Genomic DNA, 24,496 nt, shown 5'->3' with positions numbered 1-24,496 from the left:
GAAACGAACTGATGACTGTTCAAAGAGTTGCTGGCGGACACCCGCCGATTGTAAAAAACATTAGCTGGCACGACGAAGAGGCCACGGCGGACTTCGCGCGGGCCCTGGCCGGCCACCCCGCCATAGGCCGCGCGCTGATCGAGCTGCAGGGCGACCTGGGCGCCGGAAAAACCACCTTTGTGCGCCACCTGCTGAAAAACCTGGGCGTGCAGGGCCGTATCAAGAGTCCCACCTATGCGGTGGTTGAACCTTACACGCTCGCGGACGCCGGCCCGGATGCAGGCCAAAATGGCGGCATGAATATCTGGCACTTCGATTTCTACCGCTTCAACGATCCGCGCGAATGGGAAGAAGCCGGCTTTCGCGACATCTTCGCCGCCCCCGGCCTCAAGCTCGTCGAATGGCCCGAAAAAGCCGGCCCCCACCTGCCGCAACCCGACCTGCTGCTGCACCTGGAGGTGCTGCCGGACGACACACGCGCCGTCACCCTGACGGCCCACACAGCTACCGGCGCGGAACTCATCGCATGAAGCGCCCGGCCCTGAACCGCCGCAGCGCCCTGCAACTGGGCAGCGTGGTGCTGCTGCTGGGCGTGCAGCACATCGCGCGCGGCGCCACCATCGTGGCCGTGCGCGTCTGGCCGTCCAAGGACTACACGCGGCTGACCATCGAGTCGGACGGCGAAATCAAGGCGCGGCAGTTTTTTGTCGCCGAACCGCCGCGCCTGGCCGTCGACATCGAAGGCATAGACCTGATCCCGGCGCTGCGCGAGCTGGTCRCCAAGGTCAAGTCCGACGACCCCAACATCTCGGGCATACGCGTCGGGCAAAACGCCCCCGGCGTGGTGCGGCTGGTGATAGATCTCAAGCAGCCGATACAGCCCCAGGTGTTCACGCTGCCGCCCGTCGCCGCCTACCAGTACCGCCTGGTGTTCGACCTCTACCCGACGCAGGTGGCCGACCCGCTTGAAGCCCTGATAGCCGAGAAGCTCGCCGACCGGCAGTCCGCCGCCGCCCCACCCGCCGCCGGCAGCGACCCGATCGCCGACCTGATCGCGCGGCAGTCGGGCAAGCCGGCCGACAGCAAACCACCGCCGGCCGCCATCGCGGAAAAAGAAAAAGAAAAACCCACCGGACCCACGCCCAGCCCGGGCGGCGCCAAACCATCGCCCGAAGCGGCGATCATCGCCAAAAACAAGACCGACCGCCTCGTCATCGTGGCGCTGGACCCGGGCCATGGCGGTGAAGACCCGGGCGCCGTCGGCCCCGGCGGCACGCGCGAAAAAGACGTGGTGCTGCAGATCGCCCATCGCCTGCGCGACCGTATCAACCAGCAGCCCAATATGCGCGCCTACCTCACGCGCGATGCCGACTTCTTTGTGCCGCTGCACATCCGCGTGCAGAAAGCCAGGCGCGTGCAGGCCGACCTCTTCATCAGCATCCACGCGGATGCCTTCTTCACGGCGCGGCCGCAGGGCGCCAGCATCTTCGCGCTCAGTGAAAAAGGGGCTTCCAGCAGCGCGGCGCGCTGGATCGCCGACAAGGAAAACTCAGCCGACCTGGTGGGAGGCGTCAACGTCAAGGCCAAGGACGCGCAGGTGCAAAAAGCCCTGCTGGACATGAGCACCACGGCGCAGATCAATGACAGCCTCAAGCTCGGCAGCGCCATGCTGGGCGAGATCGGCAACGTCGGCAAACTGCACAAACCCAAAGTGGAGCAAGCCGGCTTTGCCGTCCTCAAAGCGCCCGACATTCCCAGCGTGCTGGTGGAGACCGCCTTCATCAGCAACCCTGACGAAGAAGCCAAGCTCCGCAGCGACGACTACCAGATACAGCTGGCCGATGCCTTGATGCGCGGCATCACACGCTACTTCGCGCGCAATCCGCCGCTGGCGCGCAACCGCGCTGTCTGATCACCACACCGGCGCGTACCGATGCGCCAAAAATGAAGACTAAAGACCGCACCGAGCCGACAGCCCGCGACGACCTTCTCCTACAGTCCCGGCGCACTTAGCCCCCTACATTGAGGTCACAGGCAAAAGCCAGGACCTCACGGTGTGAATGTCAGCAGCAAGAGCCTGAACTCTTAGCAAAGGTAAACAACTATGAACACGAAACTTATCTTGTCGACAGCAGCGGCAGCGGCACTCATCGGTCTCGGCGGCTGCAGCACCAACCCGACGAACGCACAAATCGGCACCGGCGTTGGCGCGGTAGCTGGCGGTCTGGTGGGCAATGCCGTGTTCGGCAGCACGCTCGGCACCGTAGGCGGCGCCGCAGCAGGTGCGCTTATCGGTAACGAGGTCGGCAAGAAGCGCTGAGTTCGCACCACACCCGGTTTAGAGGGCGCTTCAAGCGGCTCTACACCGGGTAGATAAGCGAGTTGAGGATCATCTCGCTGTCATATACACAAAGACGGCTCCTGAATTTCAGCGAGCCGTCTTTTTGCGTGAGCTCGTCGATATAGCGGCCCACGTTGTAGATCCCGCTCACCCCGCCCGGCTTGGTGCGGAACACCGCGTAGTTGGCTTCGGCTTTGATGAGCTCGCCCTCTGGTGAAACTTCACGCGAGAGGATGCGCGCCGGGCTGATGATGTGCCGCATGTAATACGGCCCGTGGTAAATCGTCTGCGTGACGCCGTACACCCGGTCTTTCATCATGCCGCGGCTTTCCAGCGCCATCAGCGCCAGCGGCAGGCCGCGGTCGAAGTTCTCGCGGGCCTGCACCTTGTAGCGGCCGTCTTCCACGAAGAATTCAGGCCATTCCTCAAAACGCTTTTCGTCGAGCGCCGCCGCGTAGTCGGCGTTGAGCCGGTCCACCTGCAGTTGCAGCAGCAGGCGCCGCGTTTGTTCGATCTCGGTCATAGGCCCATGACTTTCTTCCAGTAGGCATACATGCTGCGGATCAGGGTTTCGGTGACCATGTGCTCTGTCATCTCCGTGCCCGTGCCGCCCAGTTCGCACAGCGTGGCGCCCTCGCCCGCCTGGTCGAACCCAGCCTGGCTGAACTCGATCACCTCACCGTCGTCCGCACTCACAAACCCCGCCGGCCCGAACAGGTTGGCCTGGCGCAGGCGGCGCTGCGTCATCTCGGGCGTGTCATCGGCAAAGCCGAAATGCGTCCAGATGAAATCGAACTCGCCCTGACCGCGCGGCACGATGTGGCGGGTGCTCAGCGAATTGACCTGTTGCTGGATGATCAGGCTGGGGAACAGCGTGATCATGGTGACGGTGGGCGTGATGTCGCTGCCGGGATTGGACGGGTCTGCTACCCGCCACCAGGGCTCGGGCACCACGTCCAGCAGCCGGTCGTCATGCAGCGCCATATTGGCCTTGAAGGAGCTTACGCCTTCCGTCACGGCCGCGTTCTGGCCGCCTTCGTTGCGGCGCGAGATCATCACCGCGTGGCGGCCCTCATCGTCCATCACCATGCGGCTCTTCTGGTCGGCGCGCCACAGGCCGAAGGTGACAAACCAGGTATGCAGCAGGCCCGGGTGGTAAGGGTCCTTGATGTTTTCCATCATCAGCTTCCAGTTGCCCGGAATGCGCTGACGGTTGTAGCCCAGCAGGGTCAGCTTGCGCGCGCCTTCCGGGCCCTTGAAGATGCGGTCCAGCCAGGGCATGAGCTGCGGGCCCAGGTAGTCCTCGAGCGGCTCGGTATCCTCGCTGAAGGTGGCGAACACCAGGCCATGCAGCATCGCCACGCGCAGCTTGGTCAGGCCGTGGTCCTTCAGGTCAAAGCTTTCCGGCATGCCGCCGTTGGTGCAGTCGCCCTCTTTCACGCCGTCCTTGAAGGGCAGGCCCGCGAGGTCGCCGTTGAGCTTGTAGGTCCACTGGTGGTAGGGGCAGACAAAGCTGCGCGCATTGCCCTGCGGGTTCTGGCAAAAGCGCACGCCGCGGTGCGCGCAGCGGTTTTCTACCACGCGTATGCCGTGGTCGGTGGCGCGGTCTTTGGGCGCGATGCGGTCGCGCACCATCAGCACCTGGCGCTCCCCGACATGGCTGAGCTTGTAGTCGCCGACATTCGGTATCTCGGCCTCCAGCCCCACATAGCACCAGTGCGCGCCGTAGAAGATTTTCTCGAGCTCGCGCTGGTAGAGCTGGGCATCGGTATAGGCCCAGAAAGGGACGCGGCTGGAGCCGGGCTGGGTCCAGCGGGAGGGCTCTGCGTTTGAAAGGGGCGGCGCGTTCATAGGTCCTCGCACGGAAATGGGGATGCTGCGCGTCAGGGTGAGGAAGCAGCGGATCCGGCCTTGCGCCTGGCCTTCCAAGCGCCAAAAATCACCAGCAGGCCGGGCACAAGGATTAAAGCCCAGATGATCTTGTCGAGATGAGTTTTGACAAAGGGGATGTTGCCGAAAAAATAGCCCACGGTGACAATGCCGCCCACCCACAGGGCGCCGCCCACGAGGTTGAACAGCGTGAACTTGCTGCGCGTCATCTCCGACACGCCCGCGACAAAGGGCGCGAAGGTGCGCAGGAAAGGCATGAAGCGCGCCGCGATGATGGTGATGCCGCCATAACGCTCATAAAACGCGTGGGCCTGGTCGAACGCCTTTTTGTTGAACCAGCGCGAGTTCTCCCACTGGAAGACCTTGGGCCCCAGGAAGCGGCCTATGCTGTAGTTGCACTGGTCACCCAGCACGGCGGCCACAAACAGCAGCCCCACCGCGAGCGGAAAGCTCATCAGCCCCACGCCGCACATCGCGCCCACCACAAAGAGCAGCGAATCGCCCGGCAGGAAAGGCATGACAACCACGCCGGTTTCCACAAAGATGATGATGAACAACAGGGCATAAACCCAGGCACCGTAGCTGGTGACAAACGCCTCCAGGTGCTTGTCGACGTGGAGGATGAAATCGATGAGAAAAGCGGCTAGTTCCATGATCCTGATTCTGACATGCCCAAAATCCCGGCAAGGTGTGCGGTCAAGTACGCCAATACGGGCCTGAGCCTAAAATTGGCCCTACATGACCTCCTCGACATCGGCTCCCCGCCGCCCTATCCGCGAACTTCCCGATGAACTGATCAGCCAGATTGCCGCCGGCGAGGTTGTGGAGCGCCCCGCTTCGGTGGTGCGCGAGCTGGTCGACAACGCGCTGGACGCGGGCGCCACCCAGGTCACGGTACGCTTGCTGGCCGGCGGCGTACGGCTGATCCTGGTCGAGGATGACGGCTTCGGCATTCCACGCGAAGAGCTGCCGGTGGCCCTGAGGCGCCATGCGACCAGCAAGATCGCCTCGCTGCAGGACCTTGAAGCCGTGGGCACCATGGGCTTTCGCGGCGAGGCGCTGGCCGCCATCAATTCGATCGCCGACATGAGCCTGCTGTCCAGGACCGAAGGCAACGAGCACGCCTGGCAGCTGGACGGCCGCACCGGCGAACTCAAGCCCGCAGCGCGCAGCCGCGGCACCAGCGTGGAGGTGCGCGAACTGTTTTACGCCACGCCGGCACGCCGCAAGTTTTTGAAAACCGACGCCACCGAACTGGCCCACTGCATCGAAGCCGTGCGCCGCCACGCGCTGGTGCGGCCCGACGTCGGCTTTGCCATCTGGCACGAGGGCAAGCTGGTCGAGCAATGGCGCGCCGCCACCGGCGACGGCGCCCACGCGCAGCGCCTGGCCGACGTGCTGGGCAGTGAATTCGTCGAGCAGTCGGTCGCCGTGAATTACGAAAGTTCGTCCCTGCGCCACGACGGCCAGCCCGCCGTGCGCGTCTGGGGCGTCGCCGGCATTCCGGACGCCGCCCGTTCGCGCGCCGACCAGCAGTTCGCCTACGTCAACGGCCGCTACGTGCGCGACAAGGTGCTGACCCACGCGGCGCGCAGCGCTTACGAGGACGTGCTGCACGGCCATCGCCAGCCAGTGTATGCGCTGTATGTCGAGATCGACCCCAGCCGCGTCGACGTGAACGTGCACCCGACCAAGATCGAGGTGCGCTTTCGCGACAGCCGCGAGGTGCACCAGGCGGTGCGCCACGCCACCGAAAACGCGCTGGCGATTCCGCGTTCCAGCGTCGCGGCCGATGCGGTCATCGCAGGCATAGGCACGGATGCCGCCCCGGAATCAAGCCCCGTTTTTTCGCGCCAGGGATGGGCGCAACCGGCGATGAATTTCGCCGCCGGCGCCAATGGCGGCAACCGGGTGTCCGACTTTGAAGCCATGTGGCCGGCGCCGTCGCGCCCCGCTGAAGGCCCCATGGAAGCAGGCGGCAGTTTTGCGCCCGCGCCTTCGTATGCGCCCGCGTCCGAAGCGTCCATGAACGGCGCGGCTAGCCCCATCGGTGCCACGCCCCTGCCTCCGGGCGACTGGCCGCTGGGCCGCGCGATTGCCCAGTTGCAGGGCATTTATGTGCTGGCCGAAAACACCCAGGGACTGGTCATCGTGGACATGCATGCGGCCCATGAGCGCATTGTTTACGAGCGCCTGAAAACCCAGATGGACGGCGGCGAAGGGGCCAGCCTGGCCAGCCAGCCGTTGCTGATCCCCGCGACCTTTGCCGCCAGCCCGCAGGAAGTCGCCACGGCCGAGGCCAGTGCCCAGACACTCGCGACGCTGGGCCTGGAAATCACGCCTTTTTCGCCCAAGACGCTGGCGGTGCGTGCCGTGCCGACCAGCCTGGCACAGGGCGACGCGGTGGAACTGGCGCGCAGCGTGCTGGCCGAACTGGCCCAGCACGACGCCAGCACGGTGATTCAGCGCGCGCAGAACGAGCTGCTGTCGACCATGGCCTGCCACGGCGCGGTGCGCGCCAACCGCAAGCTCACGCTGGACGAGATGAACGCGCTGCTGCGCCAGATGGAAGCCACCGAGCGCTCCGACCAGTGCAACCACGGCAGGCCGACCTGGCGGCAGGTCAGCATCAAGGAACTCGACTCGCTCTTCCTGCGCGGGCGTTAAAAACAGCCTTTTTTTGAGGCTGTTACATAGGGGGAAACACTGCCGCCAGAACTTTTCAGGCAGACTGCACTCAGTCATGACCATGAAACGCTGGCATCTTTTCGCAAGCTTCGGCACGGCGCTGGCCCTGCTGGCCGGCTGCGCCACCCTCGACGAAAAACAGCGTGCCTGGATCTTCCAGCCCAGCGACCGCACCTGGAGCGGCGGCGCCGCCGCCGCGGTGGGCATGGACGACGTCTGGATTGACTACACCGCCGCCAACGACCATCCGGTCCGCCTGCACGGCCTGTGGCTGGACGGCGAAAAGCCGGATGACGCGAAGGCACCGGTACTGCTCTACCTGCATGGCGCGCGCTACAACGTCACCGGCTCCGCGCCGCGCATGCGCCGCATGCAGGAACTCGGGTTCTCGGTGCTGGCCATCGATTACCGGGGCTTCGGCAAAAGCACGCAGGAACTGCCCTCCGAAAAATCCGCCTACGAAGACGCCCGAGCCGCCTGGGACTGGCTCGCGAAAAAATACCCGGACCGGCCCCGCTACATCTTCGGCCACTCGCTGGGCGGGCCCATCGCCATCAACCTGGCAACCGAAGTCAACGACGAGCGCGGCACCATCGTCGAAAGCACCTTCACCTCGATCGCCGACGTGGTGAGCAGTTCCCAATGGGGCTGGATGCCGGTGTCGCTGCTGATCACCCAGCGCTTTGAAGCCGTGCGCAAGGTGGACAAGATAGGCTCGCCGCTGCTGGTGGTGCACGGCGGCGAAGACCGGCTGATACTGCCCGACCTGGGGCGCAAGCTCTATGACGCCGCCGTGCAGCCCAAGCAGTTCCTGCTGGTGCCGGGCGGTTCGCACCACAACACCAACCTGGTCGGGCTACCGCAGTACCGGGAAGCGCTGACCCAGCTTTTTGACCTGAAATAAGGTCACGGGGGAAGGGGCGGCTAGATGCTCCGCGCTTCACCAGAGCCCAAGCCTCGTAAAAAAGCAGTATTACTACTGACTACTGCAATTCAAGCAACAATTTTTCACAAATAGGTATTTTTTACTTACCCAGAACATGTAGCCGGATGTAACATCCTTTCTCGAATAACACTTAGAAATCGAGAGGGATCCATGAGCCAAGTCTTGCCACTCCGCAGGCTACCCGCCTTCACCTCGCTGGCTCTTGCCCTGCCGCTCTTGGCATCGGCACCCCTGCATGCCCAGACAGCCGCAACCACGGCATTGCCGGCGCTTGCAAAATTCAATGGGGCGGACACGGCCTGGATGCTGATCTCGACCGTGCTGGTGCTGCTGATGACCATTCCCGGCATCATGCTGTTTTACAGCGGCATGATGCGGGCGAAAAACGCCCTCTCCATCGTGGCGCATACCTTCGCGGCGACAACAGTCGTCACGCTGGTATGGGCGGGCATTGCCTACTCGCTCGCATTCACGCCCGGCAATCCCTGGATCGGAGACTTGAGCCGGGCGCTCAGCGACGGGCTGCTGGGTGCCAGGGTCGGTGCGCACGTCTCGGCGCCCACCGTGCCGGAATCCGCTTTTTTCATGTTCCAGCTGGCATTCGCCATCATCACCTTCGCGCTGATCATCGGCGCCACCGTGGAACGCATGCGCCTGAGCGCCACCATTTTCTTCGCGGCCTTCTGGACCATACTGGTCTATGCCCCCGTGGCGCACTGGATCTGGCAACCCACGGGCTGGCTCGCCAGCATGGGACACATGGATTTTGCGGGCGGCACGGTGGTGCACATCGCCGCGGGTGCCAGCGGCCTGGTGGCGGCCAAGGTGGTGGGTCCGCGCAAAGGCTTCGGGACCGAGCCCATGGTGCCGCACAACCTGCTGGTGACGATCATCGGCGCCGGGCTGTTGTGGGCCGGCTGGTTCGGCTTCAATGCGGGCTCGGCCTTTGAGGCCAGTTCACGCGCCGTGGGCGCCTTGCTGGCCACCCAGGTGGCGGCCTGCGTCGGTGCGTTCGTGTGGGGAATCTGCGAATATGTCCAGCGCGGAAAATTCAGCGTGCTGGGCATGGCAACGGGCGCTATTGCCGGCCTGGTCGCCATCACGCCGGCATCCGGCTTTGTCGGTGTCCTCGGCGCATCGGCACTGGGCGCGGCGGGGGGTATCGGCTGCTTCCTCGCGGTGACCCGTTTCAAGCGCGCGACAGGCATCGACGACTCGCTCGACGTGTTTGCCCTGCATGGCGTGGGCGGTTTCATCGGCACGGTCCTGACCCCGATCTTTGCGCTCAAGGAAATTGCACCGGTCACCGCGACCGTGCTGACCAATCTGATGGGCGCCTGCGCCGTTGCGGCCTACGCAGGCATCATGACCTGGCTGATTTTGTTGGTGGTCAAACCCCTGGCTGGCCTTCGCGTGACCGCGGAAGAGGAACAACTGGGGCTTGACCTTGCCCAGCATGGCGAAATGATTTCAGGCGCATGAGCCCCTGGCGATCACACCGTTCACCATGCAGCTCACCATGAATCCGCCCGATTCCGACCTCATGACCTATGCCGTGCGCATGGTCATTCCCATGAAGCGGGAATTCGGACGTTCACTGAACGTCCACCAATTCCTGCACGACCTGCCCTACGCCACGGAAGTGATCCAGGAGGCGCTGAAAAGCAAGGACGAACGCCTGCGCGGCTATGCGGCCTATACGCAGACCAAAATTTTCGGCCCTCGCAGCAGCGACCCCTTGCCGCCAAATGCGGCTGCCACGGCCGAAACCTTGCCGGCCGCACCGGTTGCCTCCGCGGCAAGTGAAACGGAAATCAGCGAAGACCTCCGGGCCAAGGCCATCGCCCGGTACAGGTCGGGCCTGCGCTGAAAACCCCGGTGGCGGCCGCGCCGCCGCACGGGCGTTTGTCTGATACGCTCAGTTGAATGGATGTTTCCGTTTCGAAGACCGTGGCGCCCGCCATGCCGGCCGGCATGGTCGTATTGATCCTGTCAATGCTGCTGGGCATACAGCCCGTCACCACCGACCTCTACCTGCCGGCCCTGCCCGCGCTCACCGAAGGTTTCGGCGCGCCCATGTCGCAGGCGCAGCTCACGCTCAGCGCGCTGCTGCTGGCCTTCGGCACCTCGCAACTGATCTGGGGCCCGCTGTCCGACCGCTTCGGGCGCCGCCCCATCCTGCTCTGGGGCCTGGCGGCCTACACCCTGGCCTCGATCGGCAGCACCTTCGCGCCTTCGATGGCGGTGCTGATCGTCTGGCGCGTGGTCCAGGGCGCGGCCATGGGCGCGGCGGTCATGTGCGCGCGCGCCATCGTGCGCGACCTGTACCAGCCGCTCGAAGGCGCGCGTGTCATGTCCAAGGGCCTGAGCGGCCTGGGTGTGCTGGCCTGCATCTGCGCGCCGCTGGGCGGCCTGCTGTCTGAGTTCTACGGCTGGCGCATCGCGTTGGCGGCGCTGGCCGTGTTCGGCGCGGCCACGCTGGCCCTGGTCGGCCTTCGTTTTGAAGAATCGCTCGCACGGAAAAACCCGCAGGCCCTGCGGCCCGGCATGCTGCTGCGCACCTGGCTGCAGATCCTGCGCAACCCGACCTTCCTGGCCTTCTCGGCCCTCACAGCGGCCTCCTACGGCGGGCTGTTCACCTTCCTGGCGACCTCTTCCTTCGTTTTCATCCGGGTGCTGGGCCTGAGCAAGACGGGCTACGGCCTGGTGATGTTTTCGATGTGCTTTTGCTACCTTGCCGGCACCTTCATCTGCCGCCGCCTGCTGCCGCGTTTCGGCGTGCGGCGCTCCGTCGCGATTGCCGCCTGCCTGAGCCTGACAGGCGGCACCACCATGGGCGTGCTGGCCTGGGCCGGCGTGCAGAACGTCTGGGCCATCATGCTGCCCTACTACCTTTTCATGCTGGGCCACGGCGTGCACCAGCCCTGCGGCCAGAGCGGCGCCGTCGGCCCCTTCCCGCAGGCGGCGGGTGCGGCCTCTGCGCTCAACGGCTTCCTGATGATGCTGGTGGCCTTCGGCATGGGCGGCTGGCTGGGCACCCACATGGACGGCACGGTGCGGCCGCTGACCAATGGCCTGTGGTTCTGGAGCGTGCTGATCGCGGCCACGGCCTGGACCGTGGTGCGCAAATACGGCGAGCCTGCGCATGAGGCCGCCGCGAGAAACACGTGAGCCCCTCCTGCCTCTGCATCGCCGGACCCACCGCATCCGGCAAGACCGCCGCCGCGATGGCGATCGCACAGCGCCATGCGGTCGAGATCATCAGCGTCGACTCGGCCCTGGTCTACCGCGGCATGGACATAGGCACGGCCAAACCCACGCCGGGTGAACTCGCGGCCGTGCCGCACCACCTGATAGACATCCGCGACCCGCTGCAGGCCTACAGCGCCGCCGAGTTCGTGGCCGATGCCGAACGCCTCATCCGTGAAATCAGCGCGCGCGGCAAGCTACCGCTGCTGGTCGGCGGCACCATGCTCTACTTCAAGGCCTTGTTCGATGGCCTGGACGACATGCCCAAAGCCGACCCCACCGTGCGCGCCGCGCTGGCCGATGAAGCAGCCGCGCAAGGCTGGCCCGCGCTGCATGCCGAACTCGCGCGCGTGGACCCGGCCACCGCCGCGCGGCTGGCGCCCAATGATTCACAGCGCATCTCTCGCGCACTCGAAGTCTTTCGTGTGTCGGGTCGGCCTCTGTCTTTTTTCCATGCGCAAGGCGCGGCCAAAAAAGCCGCCGCCGGCGAGGGCGACACCGCGGCGCCGGTCCTGATCTCCCTGGAGCCGCAAGACCGCGCCTGGCTGCATGAACGCATCGCCCTGCGCTTTGACACCATGCTCGCGGCCGGCTTCATCGACGAAGTCAAAGCCCTGCGCGCGCGCGGCGACCTGAACCCCGACCTGCCCTCCATGCGCTGCGTCGGCTACCGCCAGGCCTGGGAGGCGCTGGACGGCGATTACCCGATGGCGGAGCTGCGCGACAAAGGCATCTTCGCCACSCGCCAGCTCGCCAAGCGCCAGATCACCTGGCTGCGCTCCATGCCGCAGCGCCAGGTGGTGGCCTGCGATGGGCCCCAGGCTTTGCAGCAGGTCATGGAAATCGTCAACACACAAACACAAATACGGGGGCAAGGCCGGGCATGAACAACCTGCAGGTCCGCGAGCTGGCCAAACGCTACGGCGACGCGGTGGTCTTCAGCCATGTTTCGCTGGACGTCGCGCCCGGTGAATTCGTCGCCATCGTCGGTGAATCGGGCGTGGGCAAATCGACGCTGCTCAACTGCATGGCCGGGCTGGACAGCTGGGATGAGGGCTCGGTGCAACTCAAGGGGCAGGACCTGGGCGCGCTCAGCGACGACCAGCGCGCCCTGCTGCGCCGCCGCCATGTCGGTTTTGTCTTCCAGGCTTTCCATGTGCTGCCGCACCTCCACGTGGCGCAAAACGTGGCGCTGCCCTTGCTGCTGCTGGAGAAACCCGACGCGGCCAGGGTGGAGGCCATGCTGGAAGCCGTGGGCCTGGGCGGCCTGGGCGGGCGGCTGCCGCAACAACTCAGCGGCGGGCAACTGCAGCGTGTGGCGATCGCTCGCGCGCTGGTGCACAAGCCCGGCCTGCTGCTGGCGGATGAGCCCACCGGCAACCTGGACCCGGCCACGGCCGCCTTGGTGATGGACGCGCTGATTGCCCAGACGCGCGGGCAAGGCGCTTCACTGGTGCTGGTCACCCACTCGGAAGCCGCCGCCGCGCGCGCCGACCGCACGCTGCACCTGAGCGCGGGCGGCATCCGCTCAAGTTGATTCAGTGTGGGTTGAACAGCACGTAGACCTTGCGCATGGTCGACTGAATGTCCCAAACGCCGGTCGTTTCGGCCGGAAAGAAATACACGTCGCCCTGGCGCAACGCCACGGCCGCGCCGCCGTCCGGCGTGAACACCGCGCTGCCGCTCAGCACATGCATGGTTTCAGCCGAACGCACCTGACGGCGGTAGCTGCCCGGTGAGCATTCCCAGATACCCACCTCGGGCCGGCCGTCGAGCGGCAGCACCATTTTTTCACCGCGCAGCGTGCAGGCCGGTTCGCTGAGCGGCATGCCCACCGTGCCCCAGTCCTGCAAGGCGCCCGAGGCAACGGTCGAAGGTGTGTCGAGTTTGCGGATGCTCATAGGTATCTTTCCGGAAAGGGTTTCATACAGACAATGCGCGGACGCGAGGACTCTTCAACCCAGCATGAGCCGCGGAACTGGCTTTGCCAGGCCGCAGGCGGGCGGCCCCCTCGGGGGGCAGCGCATTACACGAAGTGAAAAGCGTGGGGGCTCACCTGTCTTTCCAACGGTAGTAACGTACCGAAGCGGCGAGAAACCAAGGGTTGCCCGTATAAAACGGCCGCGTCTGGAAAGCCAGCCCATCCAGCGCCGTGCGCCCTTCCCTGAGCCCCAGCACCTGCTGGCCCACGCGCATGCCGAAGTAGCTGGAGGTACCCACACCAGCGCCGCAGTAGCCCATGGCGTAGTAAAGCCCGTCATGCAAGCCGACGTGCATGAGTTCGTCAAAGGTGTAGGCCACCAACCCCGACCAGGAATGGCTGATGCCCACGCCGGCCAGCTCGGGGAAAATCTTCACCATGTCTGCATGCAGCAGCGGCCCGCTCACGCGGCAATCGGTTTCCTGGTGTGACACGCGGCCACCGAACAGGATGCGTTTGCGGTCCGGCGAGGCACGGTAGTAGTACACCACCTTGCGGGTGTCGCTGACGATCCGGTTGCGCGGCATCAGCCGGTCCATCAAGCCCTCGGGCAAGGGCTCGGTGGCGATCATGTAGCTGCCGATGGGAATCACGCGGCGGCGCAGCCAGGGTGTCACCTTGCCGGTGTAGCCGTTGGTGGCCACCACCACGTCGCGTGCCCGCACCGTACCCCTGGGCGTCGTCACCAGGAAATGGCGGCCCTGCCTCTCGATGCCGGTGACGGGACTGCGCGGCACGACCTGCGCACCCGCCGCCAGCGCGCGCTCCAGCAGGCCCTGGTGGTAGCGCGCGGGATGCACCGAACAATGTTGCGCATAAACTGCGCCGCCCCAGTAGGCGTCGGTACCGAGTTCGCCGCGCTGCTCGGCGCGCGGCACCATGTGCGCCTCCACCTCCAGGCCCTTGGGCTGGTGCGCCAGCCTGGCCGCCAACGCCTCGTACTGCGCGGCGTTGTGCGCCGCATGGAAGCGCCCCACCTGTCCGTAGCTGCAATCAATGCCTTCGCTGCGGATGAAGTCGCCGATCCAGGCGAGCGAGCGCCGGCCTTCGCGCAGGATCTCGAACGCTTTGCCGATGCCGTGGCGGCCGGCCAGCAGCTCGAAGCTGGGCTTGATGCTGGTGGACACCTGGCCGCCGTTGCGCGTGCTGCAACCCCAGCCGGCATCCTCGGCGTCCAGTACCAGGGTGGAACGGCCGCCGCGCGCGGTTTGCAGCGCCGCGTGCAAGCCGGTGTAGCCCGCGCCTATGACCGCCACGTCGACACTGGGAGGCAGCGGCGCAGGCTCCAGCACGGGACGCGGCACCTCATCCCACCAGTACGGCGCCAGCTTGCAATGTTCAAGAATATCCACGGGCTTTCCTTCAAGGATTTCCACGGCGCGCGGCGCGCAGCACTTCGTCCGCGCCCTTTTCCGCCAGCATCAGCGTAGGCGCATTGGTGTTGCCGGAAGTGAGCGAGGGAAAAGCCGAGGCATCGATCACACGCAGGCCCGCCAGGCCGTGCACCTGCAGGCGGTTGTTGAGCACGGCCGTCGCCGGGTCCGGTCCCATGCAGCAGGTGCTGACCGGGTGGAACACCGTGGAGGCGCGCCGGCGGATGTCGTCCATCAACTGCTCTTGCGACCGGATGGAGGCGCCGGGCACGAGTTCCTGTTCGATGATCGCGCTGAAAGCCGGCGTGGCGGCCAGCCGGCGCAGGAACAGGGTGGCCTCCATCATCTCCTGCGCATCGTGCTCGGTGGCCAGGGAATTGGGCTCTATCAGCGGCGCCGCCATCGGATCGTCCGATCGCAGCCGCAGCCGGCCGCGGCTGCTGGGCTTGCAGGGCTGGGCGCCGAGCAGAAAGCCCGGGTAAGGGTCCGGCGCCATCAGCGCGCGCTTGCCGGGCGTGGCCCTGAGGTAGCTCAGCGGCGAGAWATACAGCTGCATATTCGGCCGCTCCAGGCCGGGCCGGGAACGGAAAAAACCGCCGCCCTGGTTGACGCTCAGCGACAACGGGCCGCGGCGCATCGCCGCATACTGCAGCCCGGCCCAGAGCTTGCCGTACCAGGTCCCGAGCTGGTTGTTGAGCGTCGGCACCTTCGAACGGTAAAGATGGTCTATGCAAAGGTGGTCTTGCAGGTTCTGGCCCACGGCCGGCGAATCATGCACCACCGCGATGCCCAGTTCCCTGAGCTGCGACGCGGGCCCGACGCCCGACAGCTGCAGCAATTGCGGCGAGTTGACGGCGCCGGCCGCCAGAATCACCTCCCGCCGCGCCCGGGCGAACAATGACCGTCCGCCCTGCCGGTACACCACACCGCTGGCCCTGAGGCCGTCGAACACGATGCGCGTGGCATGCGCGCCGGTCTGCACGCTGAGCCAGGCGCGCTTCATCGCCGGACGCAGGTAGGCGCTGCTGGCTGAAGCGCGCAGCCCGCCCTGGGTGGTGATCTGGTAGATGCCGACGCCTTCCTGCGAGGCGCCGTTGAAGTCGGGGTTGTGGGGCAGCCCGGCCTGCCCGCCCGCCTGCAAATACACCTTGCACAGCGGGTGCACCTGGCCGCTCACGTCGCTCACGCGCATCGGCCCGCCGGCGCCGCGCCAGGCATCGGCGCCCCGCTCGTTGTCTTCGAGTTTCCGGAACCAGGGCAGCACCTCGTCCCAGGACCAGCCGGTGTTGCCCAGCGCGGCCCATTCGTCGAAGTCGGCCGGCTGGCCGCGCACGAACACCATCGCATTGATGCTGCTCGAGCCCCCCAGCACCTTGCCGCGCGGCCAGTAAGCCTCACGGCCGGCCAGCCCGGGGTCGGGCGCACCGCGGTACATCCAGTTCACGGCCGGGTTGTAAAAAGACTTGCCGTAGCCTATGGGCACGCGCAGCCAGACGCGCTGGTCGCTGCCGCCGGCCTCCAGCAGCAACACGCTGTGCTCGCCGGATTCGCTGAGGCGATGGGCCAGCACGCAACCGGCCGAGCCGGCGCCCACGATGATGAAATCAAACTCTGTCACCGGGTCGAGCATCTCACGGCAGGTGGCCTGCCGGACAGGTCCGTTTTAGACTAAATGCCAGACCATTTCCGGTCGCGGGCATGGACACAAGGAGGCGCGACTCAGGCCGCACGGGCCTTGCGCGCCGCGTGCGGCGGCCTGGCTTTGAGCTGTTTGTCCAGCACATCCGCCAGCACCTTGACACCGGCTTCTATCACCGGCGGCGGGCTGCTGCCGAAGCCCAGCACCAGGCCGCTGGCCGTGAGCGGCGTGATGGCAAAACGGCCCAGCGGCGATACCGTGATGCCGCGCCGGTCGGCCTCCTGCGAAACGTCGGCCTCAACCAGCCGCGGCGCGAGATAGCCCACGGTGTGCAGCCCGCTGTGAGCTGGCACCACGTCCAGCAGGCCCTTGAGGTGCTTGCCGGCCGCGGCAGCCAGCGCCTCGTGCCGCTCGAAGTAGATATGGCGCATGCGGCGCACATGAACTGCGAAGTGTCCCTCGTCGATAAACTCCGCCGTCACGCCCTGCGTGTGAGACGGAACGCCCGCCAGGAAGCGGCTCATGACGGCGCGGAAAGTGCCCACCAGCGCCGGTGGCGCAAGCAGGTAGCCCAGCCGCAGCGCGGGGAACAGCGACTTGCTGAAGGTGCCGACGTAAATCACGCGCCCCGTGGTGTCCACGCTTTTGAGCGTGGGCGGCGGCCGGCCGGCAAAAAAGAACTCGCCGTCGTAGTCGTCTTCAATCACCCAGGCGCCAGCCTGCTCGGCCGCCTGCAGCAGCGCGAAGCGGCGCGCCAGGCTCATCACGCAGCCGAGGGGCTGCTGGTGCGAGGGCGTGACAAAAGCCAGGCGAAAGCGCGGTGCCAGGCGCAGGCCCTCTTCCACGCGCAGGCCGTTGCCGTCGACCGGCACGGGAACCAGGTCGGCGCCCGAAGCGACCAGGCTGTTGCGCGCGCCTATGGCGCCGGGGTTTTCAAACCAGACCTTGTCGCCGGGGTTCAGCAGCATGGCGCCTATCAGGTGGAAGGCCTGCTGGGCGCCGCCCAGGATGAAGACCTGTTCCGGATCGCAGGTGATGCCTCGGTTGGCGCGCAGGTGCGAGGCCACCGCGCGGCGCAACTGCGGTGCGCCATACGGGTCGCCATAGCCCATGACGTCATCCTGGTTGCCGCGCAGCCATTTCGCCGACAGCCTGGCCCACTGGGCCATGGGGAATGCGTCGAAAGCCGGTAGCGCCGTGGTGAAGGCGCGCGGCGCATGCGGCAGCCGGCGCCGTTCGACGAAGCGGCCGATGGCTTCCTCCATGACGGCCGACAGGCGCGGCGCGGCGGGCTCCGGGGAAGCAGCCCTGGCTTTCGGGGGCATGGGACGGTCGGCACCCAGAACAGCGCTGACAAAAGTGCCGGAGCCGGTCTGCGAATCGATCAGGCCTTCGGCCGTGAGGCGGCTGAAGGCCTCGACCACCGTGGTGCGCGACACGCCGAGGTCGAGCGCCAATGTGCGGCTGGCCGGCAAGCGGTCGCCTGGCGCGAATCCACCCGTAAGGATGATTTCGCGCAAGGCCATGCACAGCTGCGTGCTCACCGGGTGGTGGTGGCTGTGGTCGATGCGGATCGACAGCAAGAGGGAGCCGCCTGCACGTTTGACCATGGCCTGCCATTTTGTGTTGTTGAAAAAATGGTATCACGCATTAATCAAAATGGACCTTTTCCGCAATCCACTTGAGCGGGATGATGGTTCCATCCAACACGCCTGTCGGCTCGGGTTCCTCCATGCTCATCCGGAAAATCGAAACCTTTTGCGACCCCTTCGTGGGCTTTGTGCGCATCACCGCCGACAACGGCGCGCAAGGCTGGGGCCAGGTCTCGCCTTATCACGCCGACCTCAGCGTGCAGGTGCTGCACCGCCAGGTCGCGCCCTGGTCGCTGGGCCGCGATGCGCTGGACATCGACGGCCTGGTCGACGCCATCGCCGAGCTGGAGCACAAATTCCCCGGCTCGCACCTGTACCGCGCCATCTGCGGCGTGGACACCGCGCTGTGGGACCTGCGCGGCAAAGCCGAAGGCAAACGTGTCTGCGAACTGATAGGCGGCACGGCCAAACCGCTGGCTGCCTATGCTTCGTCGATGAAACGCGACATCACGCCGCGCGATGAAGCCAGGCGCATGCTGGCCTTGCGCGACAAATGCGGTTTTGACGCCTTCAAGTTCCGCGTGGGCGCCGAATACGGCCACGACAGGGACGAGTGGCCGGGCCGCAGCGAAGAGATCATCGCGGCCATGCGCGGCGCGCTGGGCCAGGGCCCGGCCCTGCTGGTGGACGCCAACAGCTGCTATTCACCGCGCCGAGCCATCGAGGTCGGGCGCATGCTGGAAGACCACGGCATCAGCCACTTCGAGGAGCCCTGCCCGTATTGGGAACTCGAGCAGACGCGCGCGGTGCGCGAAGCGCTGTCCATCGACGTGACCGGCGGCGAGCAGGACTGCTACATGCCGCTGTGGAAACACATCATCGATTCAAAAGCCGTCGATATCGTGCAGCCTGACGTCTGCTATATGGGCGGCCTGGCCCGCACGCTGCGCGTGGCGCGCATGGCCGAAGCCGCGAGGCTGCCCTGCACACCGCACAGCGCCAACCTCTCGATGGTGACGCTGTTCACCATGCACCTGCTGTGCGCCATCCCGAACGCCGGAAAGTACCTGGAACTGTCGATCGAAGGGCCTGACTACTATCCCTGGCAAGAGGGTTTGTTCGTGAACCATCCCTACACCGTGCGGGACGGCCGGGTTACCCTGCCTGACGCGCCGGGATGGGGGGTCGAGATCAACCCCGAATGGCTTGCGAAATCCAGCTACCAGATGAGTGAGATCCCCTGACCATGGCCACCCCCTTGAACGCATTGGTGCACGAAGCGCAGGCAAGCGGCACGATCGCCGGCCTGCCGGACCGCCACCTGATCAACGGCGTGTTCGTTCCCTCGCTGAACGGCGGGCGCATGGAAACGCTGGATCCGGGAACGGGTGCCGCCTTCGCGAGCTTCGCCGCCGGCGACGCGGCCGACATCGATGCGGCCGTGGCCGCCGCGCGGGCGGCGCTCACCGGCCCGTGGGCTGCCCTCACGCCGGCGCAGCGCGGCCGCCTGCTGCATCGCGTCGCGGGCCTGATACGCGACAACGCCGACCGCCTGGCCGTCACCGAAACCCTGGACAGCGGCAAGCGGCTGGCCGAGGCCCGCAGCGACGTTGCGGGCGCGGCGGCCACCTTTGAGTACTACGCGGGCGCCTGCGACAAGCACCAGGGCGACAGCATTCCGCTGGGCGAAGACTATCTTGCTTATACCGTGCACGAACCCGTAGGCGTCACCGCCCACATCATTCCCTGGAACTACCCGCTGTCTTCGGCCGCGCGCGGCATCGCGCCGGCGCTTGCGGCCGGCTGCACCGTGGTGGCCAAGCCGGCCGAGCAGACACCGCTGACCGCGTTGATGCTGGCCCAGCTCTGCATGGAAGCGGGCCTGCCGCCCGGCGTGTGCAATGTGGTGACGGGCACCGGCGCGCAGGCCGGCGCCGCGCTGGTGCGGCACCCGGGCGTGCAGCACATCAGCTTCACCGGTTCGGTGGCCACCGGCATTGATGTGATGCGGGGTGCCGCGCCCCAGGTCACCCGGCTGGTGCTGGAACTGGGCGGCAAGTCGCCGGTGCTGGTATTGGCCGACTGCGATATCGGAAACGCCGTGGACAACGTGCTGGGCGGCATCTTTGAAAACGCCGGGCAGATCTGCTCGGCCGGTTCGCGCCTGGTGATAGACCGCCGCATCCATGCCGATTTCGTGGACAGGCTGGTCGTGCGCGCGCGCGCCATAACGCTGGGCCACGGACTGCGCGATGCCGGCATGGGCGCGGTGAACTCGCGGGCCCACCTCGACAAAATCGCCGGCTACGTGGACCGCGCATGGGCACGCGGCGTGGCGGTGCGCTGCGGCGGCCGGTGCACCACCGACCCGCTGACCGGCCGGGGCTGGTTTTACGAACCCACCATCCTGGACGGGCTGAAGCCGGACGACGAGGCGGTGCAGCAGGAGATTTTCGGGCCCGTATTGTGCGTGCAGGTGTTTGACGACCTGGACGAGGCCGTGGCATTGGCCAACGGCACGGACTTCGGCCTGGTCGCCGGCATTTTCACCCGTGACTTCGCCAGCGCGCACCGGCTCGCCCGGCGCGTGGACGCGGGCCAGGTTTACATCAACGAATATTTCGCCGGTGGCGTATCCGTTCCTTTCGGCGGCAACAGGCGCTCCGGTTTCGGCCGCGAAAAAGGGCTGGAGGCACTGCGCAGTTACAGCAAGCTCAAAAGCGTGGCGGCGCGTATTTGAAGCGTTGCGGCATTTGAGGCGATCGGGGTTTCAGGGTGGTTATGGGATGTCAGTTCAACAGGAGTCAATGAAATGATGAACAAGTCGATGAACAAACCGGTCCGCAACCGCGTTGCGATGCTCGGGGTGATGATGGCCATAGTCACCTTGTGGTGCGGCAATGCCGCGGCGCAGCTGACCATCGTGTCTTTCGGCGGGGCCTACCAGGAGGGCCAGAGCAAGGCGCTGTTCCAGCCCGCCGCCAAAGCGCTGGGCATCACCATCAAGGAGGAAACCTACACCGGCATCGCCGACCTGCGCCTGAAGGTCAAGGCAGGGGCCGTGACCTGGGACATCGTGGCCAGCGGCTCGGGCAGCGCGGCGCGCGCCGGCTCTGAAGGCTTGCTCGAAGCGCTGGACTACAAGGCCATCGACGTTTCGTCCTTCGCGCCCGGCCTCACGCAGGAATTCTGCGTGGGCGGCGATGTGTTCTCCACCGTGATGGCCTGGAACACCAAGACCTACGGCGACAAGGGCCCGCAGACCTGGGCTGACTTCTGGGACGTCAAAAAATTCCCCGGAAAGCGTTCTTACCGCAAAGGCGTGGCCGGCGCACTGGAGCCCGCGCTGATGGCCGACGGCGTGCCGCCCAACAAGGTTTACGAGGTGCTGTCGGCGCCCGGCGGCATCGAGCGCGCCATCAAGAAGATCAAGGAGCTCAAGCCCAGCATCGCCGTGTGGTGGTCGTCCGGAGCGCAGCACGCCCAGCTCATGAAGGACGGCGAGGTCGACATGGTCACCGGCTGGAACGGCCGCTTCGACGTGGTCGCCAAGGACGGCGCCAAGGTGGCCTATACCTTCAACCAGGCCCTGCTCGACTACGACTGCTTCGGCATTCCCAAGGGCGCGCCCAACAAGGCCCTGGCCGTGAAGTTCCTCAACGAGATCAGCAAGCCGCAATACCAGGCCGAATTCACCAAGTACATCACCTACGGGCCGACCAACAAAAAAGCCTATGACGGCCCGGCCATCCCCGCGGCTTATGCCAGGACCCTGCCCTCCTACCCGGACAACGCGGCAAAGCAGCTGGTCATCGACCTGAACTGGTATACCAAAAACGAAGCGAGGGCTTCCGAGCTGTACCAGAACATGCTGACCGAGTAAAAAGGCAAGGCAAAGCAAGGCGGCCAGCGCCAGCGCGGGCCTGCGAGCAACCGAAACGAAGACCAGAACAAAGAGAAGGCGGATTCATGAGCAACAAGTCGTCGCTGCCCATCACCCTCCGGCAAGTGACCAAGCGTTATGGCTCCGCCTATGCCCTGGACCACGTCGACCTGGATATCCGAAGCGGCGAATTCCTCACGCTGCTGGGCCCATCAGGCTCGGGCAAGACCACGCTGCTGACGGTGCTGGCCGGCTTCACCCGGCCCGACAGCGGCAGCCTCAAGTTCTGCGAGACCGAGGTGATTTGCATGCCGCCGCAAAAGCGCGACGTGGGCATGGTGTTCCAGAACTACGCCCTGTTCCCGCACATGACGGTGGCCGGCAACGTGGGTTTTCCGCTCAGGCTGCGCGGCGTCAAGCGCGAAGAGATGGCGCGCCGCGTGGAGCATGCGCTGGAGATGGTGCGCCTGGGCGGCTATGGCGAACGCGGTGTGCACCAGCTCTCGGGCGGGCAGTGCCAGCGGGTGGCCCTGGCGCGCGCCATGGTGTTCGAGCCGCGCATCATGCTGATGGACGAGCCGCTGTCGGCCCTGGACAAACAGCTGCGCGAACACATGCAGATCGAGTTGCGCCAGCTGCACGACAAGCTGGGCATGACCACCGTCTACGTCACCCATGACCAGCGGGAGGCCCTGACCATGTCCGACCGGGTCGCCGTGATCAACGGCGGCCGCATCGTGCAGCTCGACACGCCGCGTGCACTGTACGAGCGCCCGGCCAATCGTTTCGTGGCGGAATTTATCGGCGAGTCGAGCTTTGTACCCGTCGCCGTGCGCGAAGGCAGAGTGATGCTGAACGGCGCGGCGCTCACAGTAGCTTCCCACCCTGGCGGCGACGGGCCGCGTTTGCTGATGCTGAGGCCCGAGCGCCTGAAGATCCTGGCCGGCGGTATGGGCGCGGGCATGAACATCCTCAACGCCCGCGTGCAGGCCACCGTCTACCAGGGCGACAGCTCGCTGGTACAGGCGGCCCTGGCCGATGGCAGCGTGGTCAGTGTGCGCGGCGCCTCGGGCAGCAACGCCGGCCATGCCTGCCCCGGGGCCGGCGACATGATCACGCTGGGCCTTGCCGTTGACGACACCGTGCTGTTGCCGCGGGAAAGCGCAGCATGAACACCGCGCTGGACCCGGCGCCGAACGCCGAAGCGCTCAGGGGCAGCCGGCGCCGCGAGCGCATGGCCTTGCTGTCGCTGGTATCTCCCGCCGTGCTGCTGGTCACCGCGATCATGGTGCTGCCCGTGGGCTGGCTGTTTTACCTTTCGGTGCTGTCCGACGCCGGCACTTTCAGCCTGGAGCACTACCGGCGCATGTGGGAACAACCCTCCTACGCGCGCACCTTCTGGGTCACCTTCCAGGTCAGTTTCCTGACCACCGGCATCTGCATCCTGCTGGCTTACCCGCTGGCCTATTTCCTCTCGGAACTTCCCAAGCGCGCGGCCAATCTCTGCATGATCGCGGTGCTGTTGCCGCTATGGACCTCGCTGCTGGTGCGCACTTACGCATGGCTGGTGCTGCTGCAGCGGCGCGGCCTCATCAACGGCTGGGGGATGGAATTGGGCCTGTGGAACGAGCCGCTGGAACTGGTGCACAACCTGACCGGCACGCTGATCGGCACGGTGCACGTGATGCTGCCCTTCATCGTTCTGCCCCTATATGCCTGCATGCGCGGCATCAACCGCGACTACCTCAAGGCCGCGGCCAACCTGGGCGCATCACCGACGCGGACCTTCTGGCAGATATTCTTCCCGCTGTCCATGCCCGGCCTGGTGACCGGCTCGCTGATCGTCTTCATCCTCTGCCTGGGTTTTTACATCACGCCCGCGGTGCTGGGCGGCGGCAAGGTCATCATGGTGTCCAGCCGCATTGCCAACGACATCGAGATCTTCTTCAACTGGGGTGCCGCCAGCGCGCTGGGCGTGGTGCTCCTGGTGCTGACGCTGCTGCTCATCCTCGCGGCTTCGCGCCTGGTCAAGCTCGAAGACGCCTTGCGCGACAGGGGGACGTGATGAAAAGCAATTGGCTGCGCCGGCCCGTCACCGAAACCCAGATCAGCCGCGGCGGCCGGCTGTGGCTTTACGTCATCGCGGCGCTGGTCATGATCTTCCTGGTCATGCCCACGCTGCTGGTCATCCCCATGAGTTTTTCCAATTCGCAGTACCTGGAATTTCCGCCCCGGCAATGGTCGCTGCGCTGGTACCAAAGCTACTTCAGCTCGGCCTCCTGGATGCAGGCCACCGCCACCTCGCTCAAAGCCGGCGTGCTGACGGCCCTGGTCGCCACGCCGCTGGGCACCATGGCGGCCTACGGCCTGCTGGTCTCGCGCTTACGCCACGCCGGGCTGTTGACCCTGCTGCTGCTCACGCCCATGGTGGTACCCGTCATCCTGATCGGCATCGGCGTGTTCTACGCCTACGTCAAGCTGCAACTCGTCAACACGCTGACGGGGCTGGTGCTGGCCCACAGCATGCTGGCCATCCCGGTGGTCATGATGGTGGTCAGCTCGGCCCTCAAAACCTTTGACCTCAACCAGGAGATGGTGGCGCGCAGCCTGGGCGCCTCGCGGCTCGAAGCCTTCCGGCTGGTGACTTTTCCGCAGATCCGTTTTTCCATTTTCACCGGTGCGGTGCTGGCCTTCCTCACGTCGTTTGATGAAATCATCGTCTCGCTGTTCGTCTCCGGCGGCGACAACTCCACACTCACACGCAATATGTTCAACGCCTTGCGCGACCAGGTGGATCCGACCATCGCGGCCATTTCCACCCTGATCGTGGCAAGCACTTCGCTGATGCTGGCCGTGACGCAGTTCATTGGGAAATCCAGGGAAGCCGATCGCAAGGCTTGAGCGCCCTGCTCGC

23 protein-coding genes are annotated in these 24,496 nt (G+C 65.8%); 16 read left to right on the top strand and 7 right to left on the bottom strand.

Going from position 1 to position 24,496, the window contains the following annotated elements:
- The first annotated feature begins 11 nt into the window (after window positions 1-11).
- The 3 genes from tsaE (at window position 12) to AC1D1Y_RS19520 (ending at window position 2,320) form a co-directional block, all read left to right on the top strand.
- Window positions 12-530, top strand: coding sequence for a tRNA (adenosine(37)-N6)-threonylcarbamoyltransferase complex ATPase subunit type 1 TsaE (gene tsaE, locus AC1D1Y_RS19530; RefSeq protein ID WP_477683787.1), 519 nt, complete (start codon window positions 12-14; stop codon window positions 528-530).
- The gene (locus AC1D1Y_RS19525; RefSeq protein ID WP_477683786.1) at window positions 527-1,912 is read left to right on the top strand and encodes an N-acetylmuramoyl-L-alanine amidase; all 1,386 of its coding nucleotides are present in this window, start codon (window positions 527-529) and stop codon (window positions 1,910-1,912) included. The genes tsaE and AC1D1Y_RS19525 overlap by 4 nt, the downstream gene beginning before the upstream one ends.
- Before the next feature lie 192 nt (window positions 1,913-2,104).
- A complete protein-coding gene (locus AC1D1Y_RS19520; protein ID WP_477654236.1) occupies window positions 2,105-2,320 on the top strand; it encodes a glycine zipper 2TM domain-containing protein in 216 nt (71 codons plus the stop codon).
- A 40-nt stretch (window positions 2,321-2,360) separates the two neighbouring features.
- On the opposite strand, the gene AC1D1Y_RS19515 is transcribed toward AC1D1Y_RS19520, so the two are convergent.
- From AC1D1Y_RS19515 to AC1D1Y_RS19505, 3 genes are read right to left on the bottom strand one after another with little or no spacing between them, the layout of a single operon-like run.
- Window positions 2,361-2,864 carry an aromatic-ring-hydroxylating dioxygenase subunit beta gene (locus AC1D1Y_RS19515; RefSeq protein WP_477683785.1) on the bottom strand — a complete coding sequence of 168 codons (504 nt, stop codon included), beginning with the start codon at window positions 2,862-2,864 and terminating at the stop codon, window positions 2,361-2,363.
- The gene (locus AC1D1Y_RS19510; RefSeq protein ID WP_477683784.1) at window positions 2,861-4,192 is read right to left on the bottom strand and encodes an SRPBCC family protein; all 1,332 of its coding nucleotides are present in this window, start codon (window positions 4,190-4,192) and stop codon (window positions 2,861-2,863) included. The genes AC1D1Y_RS19515 and AC1D1Y_RS19510 overlap by 4 nt, the downstream gene beginning before the upstream one ends.
- Before the next feature lie 32 nt (window positions 4,193-4,224).
- Window positions 4,225-4,884 (bottom strand): DedA family protein, encoded by a 660-nt coding sequence (locus AC1D1Y_RS19505; RefSeq protein WP_477683783.1) that lies wholly within the window; start codon window positions 4,882-4,884, stop codon window positions 4,225-4,227.
- Between the two features lie 85 nt (window positions 4,885-4,969).
- On the opposite strand from AC1D1Y_RS19505, the gene mutL reads away from it, so the two are divergent.
- The 7 genes from mutL (at window position 4,970) to AC1D1Y_RS19470 (ending at window position 12,651) form a co-directional block, all read left to right on the top strand.
- Window positions 4,970-6,898, top strand: coding sequence for a DNA mismatch repair endonuclease MutL (gene mutL, locus AC1D1Y_RS19500; RefSeq protein ID WP_477683782.1), 1,929 nt, complete (start codon window positions 4,970-4,972; stop codon window positions 6,896-6,898).
- Between the two features lie 82 nt (window positions 6,899-6,980).
- On the top strand, window positions 6,981-7,823 hold the full coding sequence (locus AC1D1Y_RS19495; protein ID WP_477683781.1) for an alpha/beta hydrolase: 843 nt from the start codon (window positions 6,981-6,983) through the stop codon (window positions 7,821-7,823).
- 192 nt (window positions 7,824-8,015) lie between these two features.
- Window positions 8,016-9,347 (top strand): ammonium transporter, encoded by a 1,332-nt coding sequence (locus AC1D1Y_RS19490; protein WP_477665226.1) that lies wholly within the window; start codon window positions 8,016-8,018, stop codon window positions 9,345-9,347.
- A 25-nt stretch (window positions 9,348-9,372) separates the two neighbouring features.
- Complete coding sequence (locus AC1D1Y_RS19485) at window positions 9,373-9,735, top strand: hypothetical protein (protein ID WP_477683780.1); 363 nt, start codon at window positions 9,373-9,375, stop codon at window positions 9,733-9,735.
- A 56-nt stretch (window positions 9,736-9,791) separates the two neighbouring features.
- The gene (locus AC1D1Y_RS19480; protein ID WP_477683779.1) at window positions 9,792-11,036 is read left to right on the top strand and encodes a multidrug effflux MFS transporter; all 1,245 of its coding nucleotides are present in this window, start codon (window positions 9,792-9,794) and stop codon (window positions 11,034-11,036) included.
- Window positions 11,033-12,001: a tRNA (adenosine(37)-N6)-dimethylallyltransferase MiaA gene (gene miaA, locus AC1D1Y_RS19475; RefSeq protein ID WP_477683778.1), complete on the top strand. Its 969-nt coding sequence runs from the start codon at window positions 11,033-11,035 to the stop codon at window positions 11,999-12,001. The genes AC1D1Y_RS19480 and miaA overlap by 4 nt, the downstream gene beginning before the upstream one ends.
- Window positions 11,998-12,651, top strand: a complete 654-nt coding sequence (locus AC1D1Y_RS19470; protein WP_477683777.1) for an ABC transporter ATP-binding protein — start codon at window positions 11,998-12,000, stop codon at window positions 12,649-12,651. Before miaA ends, AC1D1Y_RS19470 begins: the two co-directional genes overlap by 4 nt.
- A gap of 1 nt (window position 12,652) precedes the next feature.
- On the opposite strand, the gene AC1D1Y_RS19465 is transcribed toward AC1D1Y_RS19470, so the two are convergent.
- The 4 genes from AC1D1Y_RS19465 to pdxR form a co-directional block, all read right to left on the bottom strand.
- The gene (locus tag AC1D1Y_RS19465; protein WP_477683776.1) at window positions 12,653-13,015 is read right to left on the bottom strand and encodes a cupin domain-containing protein; all 363 of its coding nucleotides are present in this window, start codon (window positions 13,013-13,015) and stop codon (window positions 12,653-12,655) included.
- Between the two features lie 151 nt (window positions 13,016-13,166).
- Window positions 13,167-14,447 (bottom strand): NAD(P)/FAD-dependent oxidoreductase, encoded by a 1,281-nt coding sequence (locus tag AC1D1Y_RS19460; protein WP_477683775.1) that lies wholly within the window; start codon window positions 14,445-14,447, stop codon window positions 13,167-13,169.
- Between the two features lie 10 nt (window positions 14,448-14,457).
- Entirely contained in the window at window positions 14,458-16,086 is a 1,629-nt protein-coding gene (locus tag AC1D1Y_RS19455; protein ID WP_477683774.1) for a GMC family oxidoreductase, read from the bottom strand.
- A 101-nt stretch (window positions 16,087-16,187) separates the two neighbouring features.
- Window positions 16,188-17,717, bottom strand: coding sequence for a MocR-like pyridoxine biosynthesis transcription factor PdxR (gene pdxR / locus AC1D1Y_RS19450; protein WP_477683773.1), 1,530 nt, complete (start codon window positions 17,715-17,717; stop codon window positions 16,188-16,190).
- Between the two features lie 83 nt (window positions 17,718-17,800).
- On the opposite strand from pdxR, the gene AC1D1Y_RS19445 reads away from it, so the two are divergent.
- From AC1D1Y_RS19445 to AC1D1Y_RS19420, 6 genes are all read left to right on the top strand, one after another.
- Entirely contained in the window at window positions 17,801-18,943 is a 1,143-nt protein-coding gene (locus AC1D1Y_RS19445; protein WP_477683772.1) for a mandelate racemase/muconate lactonizing enzyme family protein, read from the top strand.
- Between the two features lie 2 nt (window positions 18,944-18,945).
- Window positions 18,946-20,439: an aldehyde dehydrogenase family protein gene (locus tag AC1D1Y_RS19440; RefSeq protein ID WP_477683771.1), complete on the top strand. Its 1,494-nt coding sequence runs from the start codon at window positions 18,946-18,948 to the stop codon at window positions 20,437-20,439.
- A 72-nt stretch (window positions 20,440-20,511) separates the two neighbouring features.
- Window positions 20,512-21,582 carry an ABC transporter substrate-binding protein gene (locus AC1D1Y_RS19435; protein WP_477683770.1) on the top strand — a complete coding sequence of 357 codons (1,071 nt, stop codon included), beginning with the start codon at window positions 20,512-20,514 and terminating at the stop codon, window positions 21,580-21,582.
- Window positions 21,583-21,668: 86 nt separating this feature from the next.
- Window positions 21,669-22,754: an ABC transporter ATP-binding protein gene (locus AC1D1Y_RS19430; RefSeq protein ID WP_477683769.1), complete on the top strand. Its 1,086-nt coding sequence runs from the start codon at window positions 21,669-21,671 to the stop codon at window positions 22,752-22,754.
- Window positions 22,751-23,647, top strand: coding sequence for an ABC transporter permease (locus AC1D1Y_RS19425; protein ID WP_477683768.1), 897 nt, complete (start codon window positions 22,751-22,753; stop codon window positions 23,645-23,647). The genes AC1D1Y_RS19430 and AC1D1Y_RS19425 overlap by 4 nt, the downstream gene beginning before the upstream one ends.
- The gene (locus AC1D1Y_RS19420; protein ID WP_477683767.1) at window positions 23,647-24,483 is read left to right on the top strand and encodes an ABC transporter permease; all 837 of its coding nucleotides are present in this window, start codon (window positions 23,647-23,649) and stop codon (window positions 24,481-24,483) included. Before AC1D1Y_RS19425 ends, AC1D1Y_RS19420 begins: the two co-directional genes overlap by 1 nt.
- Window positions 24,484-24,496 lie beyond the last annotated feature (13 nt).

The organism is Polaromonas sp. P1_G1 (assembly GCF_056405595.1).
The sequence above is the reverse complement of the archived record's forward strand: the minus strand, read 5'-3'. Positions and strand labels throughout refer to the sequence as shown.

Coding starts and splice junctions, on each gene's coding strand:
- AC1D1Y_RS19480 (WP_477683779.1), top strand. CDS start 9,792: ATGGATGTTTCCGTTTCGAAGACCGTGGCGCCCGCCATGCCGGCCGGC.
- tsaE (WP_477683787.1), top strand. CDS start 12: ATGACTGTTCAAAGAGTTGCTGGCGGACACCCGCCGATTGTAAAAAAC.
- AC1D1Y_RS19435 (WP_477683770.1), top strand. CDS start 20,512: ATGATGAACAAGTCGATGAACAAACCGGTCCGCAACCGCGTTGCGATG.
- AC1D1Y_RS19495 (WP_477683781.1), top strand. CDS start 6,981: ATGAAACGCTGGCATCTTTTCGCAAGCTTCGGCACGGCGCTGGCCCTG.
- AC1D1Y_RS19485 (WP_477683780.1), top strand. CDS start 9,373: ATGCAGCTCACCATGAATCCGCCCGATTCCGACCTCATGACCTATGCC.
- AC1D1Y_RS19510 (WP_477683784.1), bottom strand. CDS start 4,192: ATGAACGCGCCGCCCCTTTCAAACGCAGAGCCCTCCCGCTGGACCCAG.
- AC1D1Y_RS19470 (WP_477683777.1), top strand. CDS start 11,998: ATGAACAACCTGCAGGTCCGCGAGCTGGCCAAACGCTACGGCGACGCG.
- AC1D1Y_RS19420 (WP_477683767.1), top strand. CDS start 23,647: ATGAAAAGCAATTGGCTGCGCCGGCCCGTCACCGAAACCCAGATCAGC.
- AC1D1Y_RS19490 (WP_477665226.1), top strand. CDS start 8,016: ATGAGCCAAGTCTTGCCACTCCGCAGGCTACCCGCCTTCACCTCGCTG.
- AC1D1Y_RS19445 (WP_477683772.1), top strand. CDS start 17,801: ATGGTTCCATCCAACACGCCTGTCGGCTCGGGTTCCTCCATGCTCATC.
- AC1D1Y_RS19465 (WP_477683776.1), bottom strand. CDS start 13,015: ATGAGCATCCGCAAACTCGACACACCTTCGACCGTTGCCTCGGGCGCC.
- pdxR (WP_477683773.1), bottom strand. CDS start 17,717: ATGGTCAAACGTGCAGGCGGCTCCCTCTTGCTGTCGATCCGCATCGAC.
- AC1D1Y_RS19425 (WP_477683768.1), top strand. CDS start 22,751: ATGAACACCGCGCTGGACCCGGCGCCGAACGCCGAAGCGCTCAGGGGC.
- AC1D1Y_RS19515 (WP_477683785.1), bottom strand. CDS start 2,864: ATGACCGAGATCGAACAAACGCGGCGCCTGCTGCTGCAACTGCAGGTG.
- AC1D1Y_RS19505 (WP_477683783.1), bottom strand. CDS start 4,884: ATGGAACTAGCCGCTTTTCTCATCGATTTCATCCTCCACGTCGACAAG.
- mutL (WP_477683782.1), top strand. CDS start 4,970: ATGACCTCCTCGACATCGGCTCCCCGCCGCCCTATCCGCGAACTTCCC.
- AC1D1Y_RS19440 (WP_477683771.1), top strand. CDS start 18,946: ATGGCCACCCCCTTGAACGCATTGGTGCACGAAGCGCAGGCAAGCGGC.
- AC1D1Y_RS19520 (WP_477654236.1), top strand. CDS start 2,105: ATGAACACGAAACTTATCTTGTCGACAGCAGCGGCAGCGGCACTCATC.
- AC1D1Y_RS19430 (WP_477683769.1), top strand. CDS start 21,669: ATGAGCAACAAGTCGTCGCTGCCCATCACCCTCCGGCAAGTGACCAAG.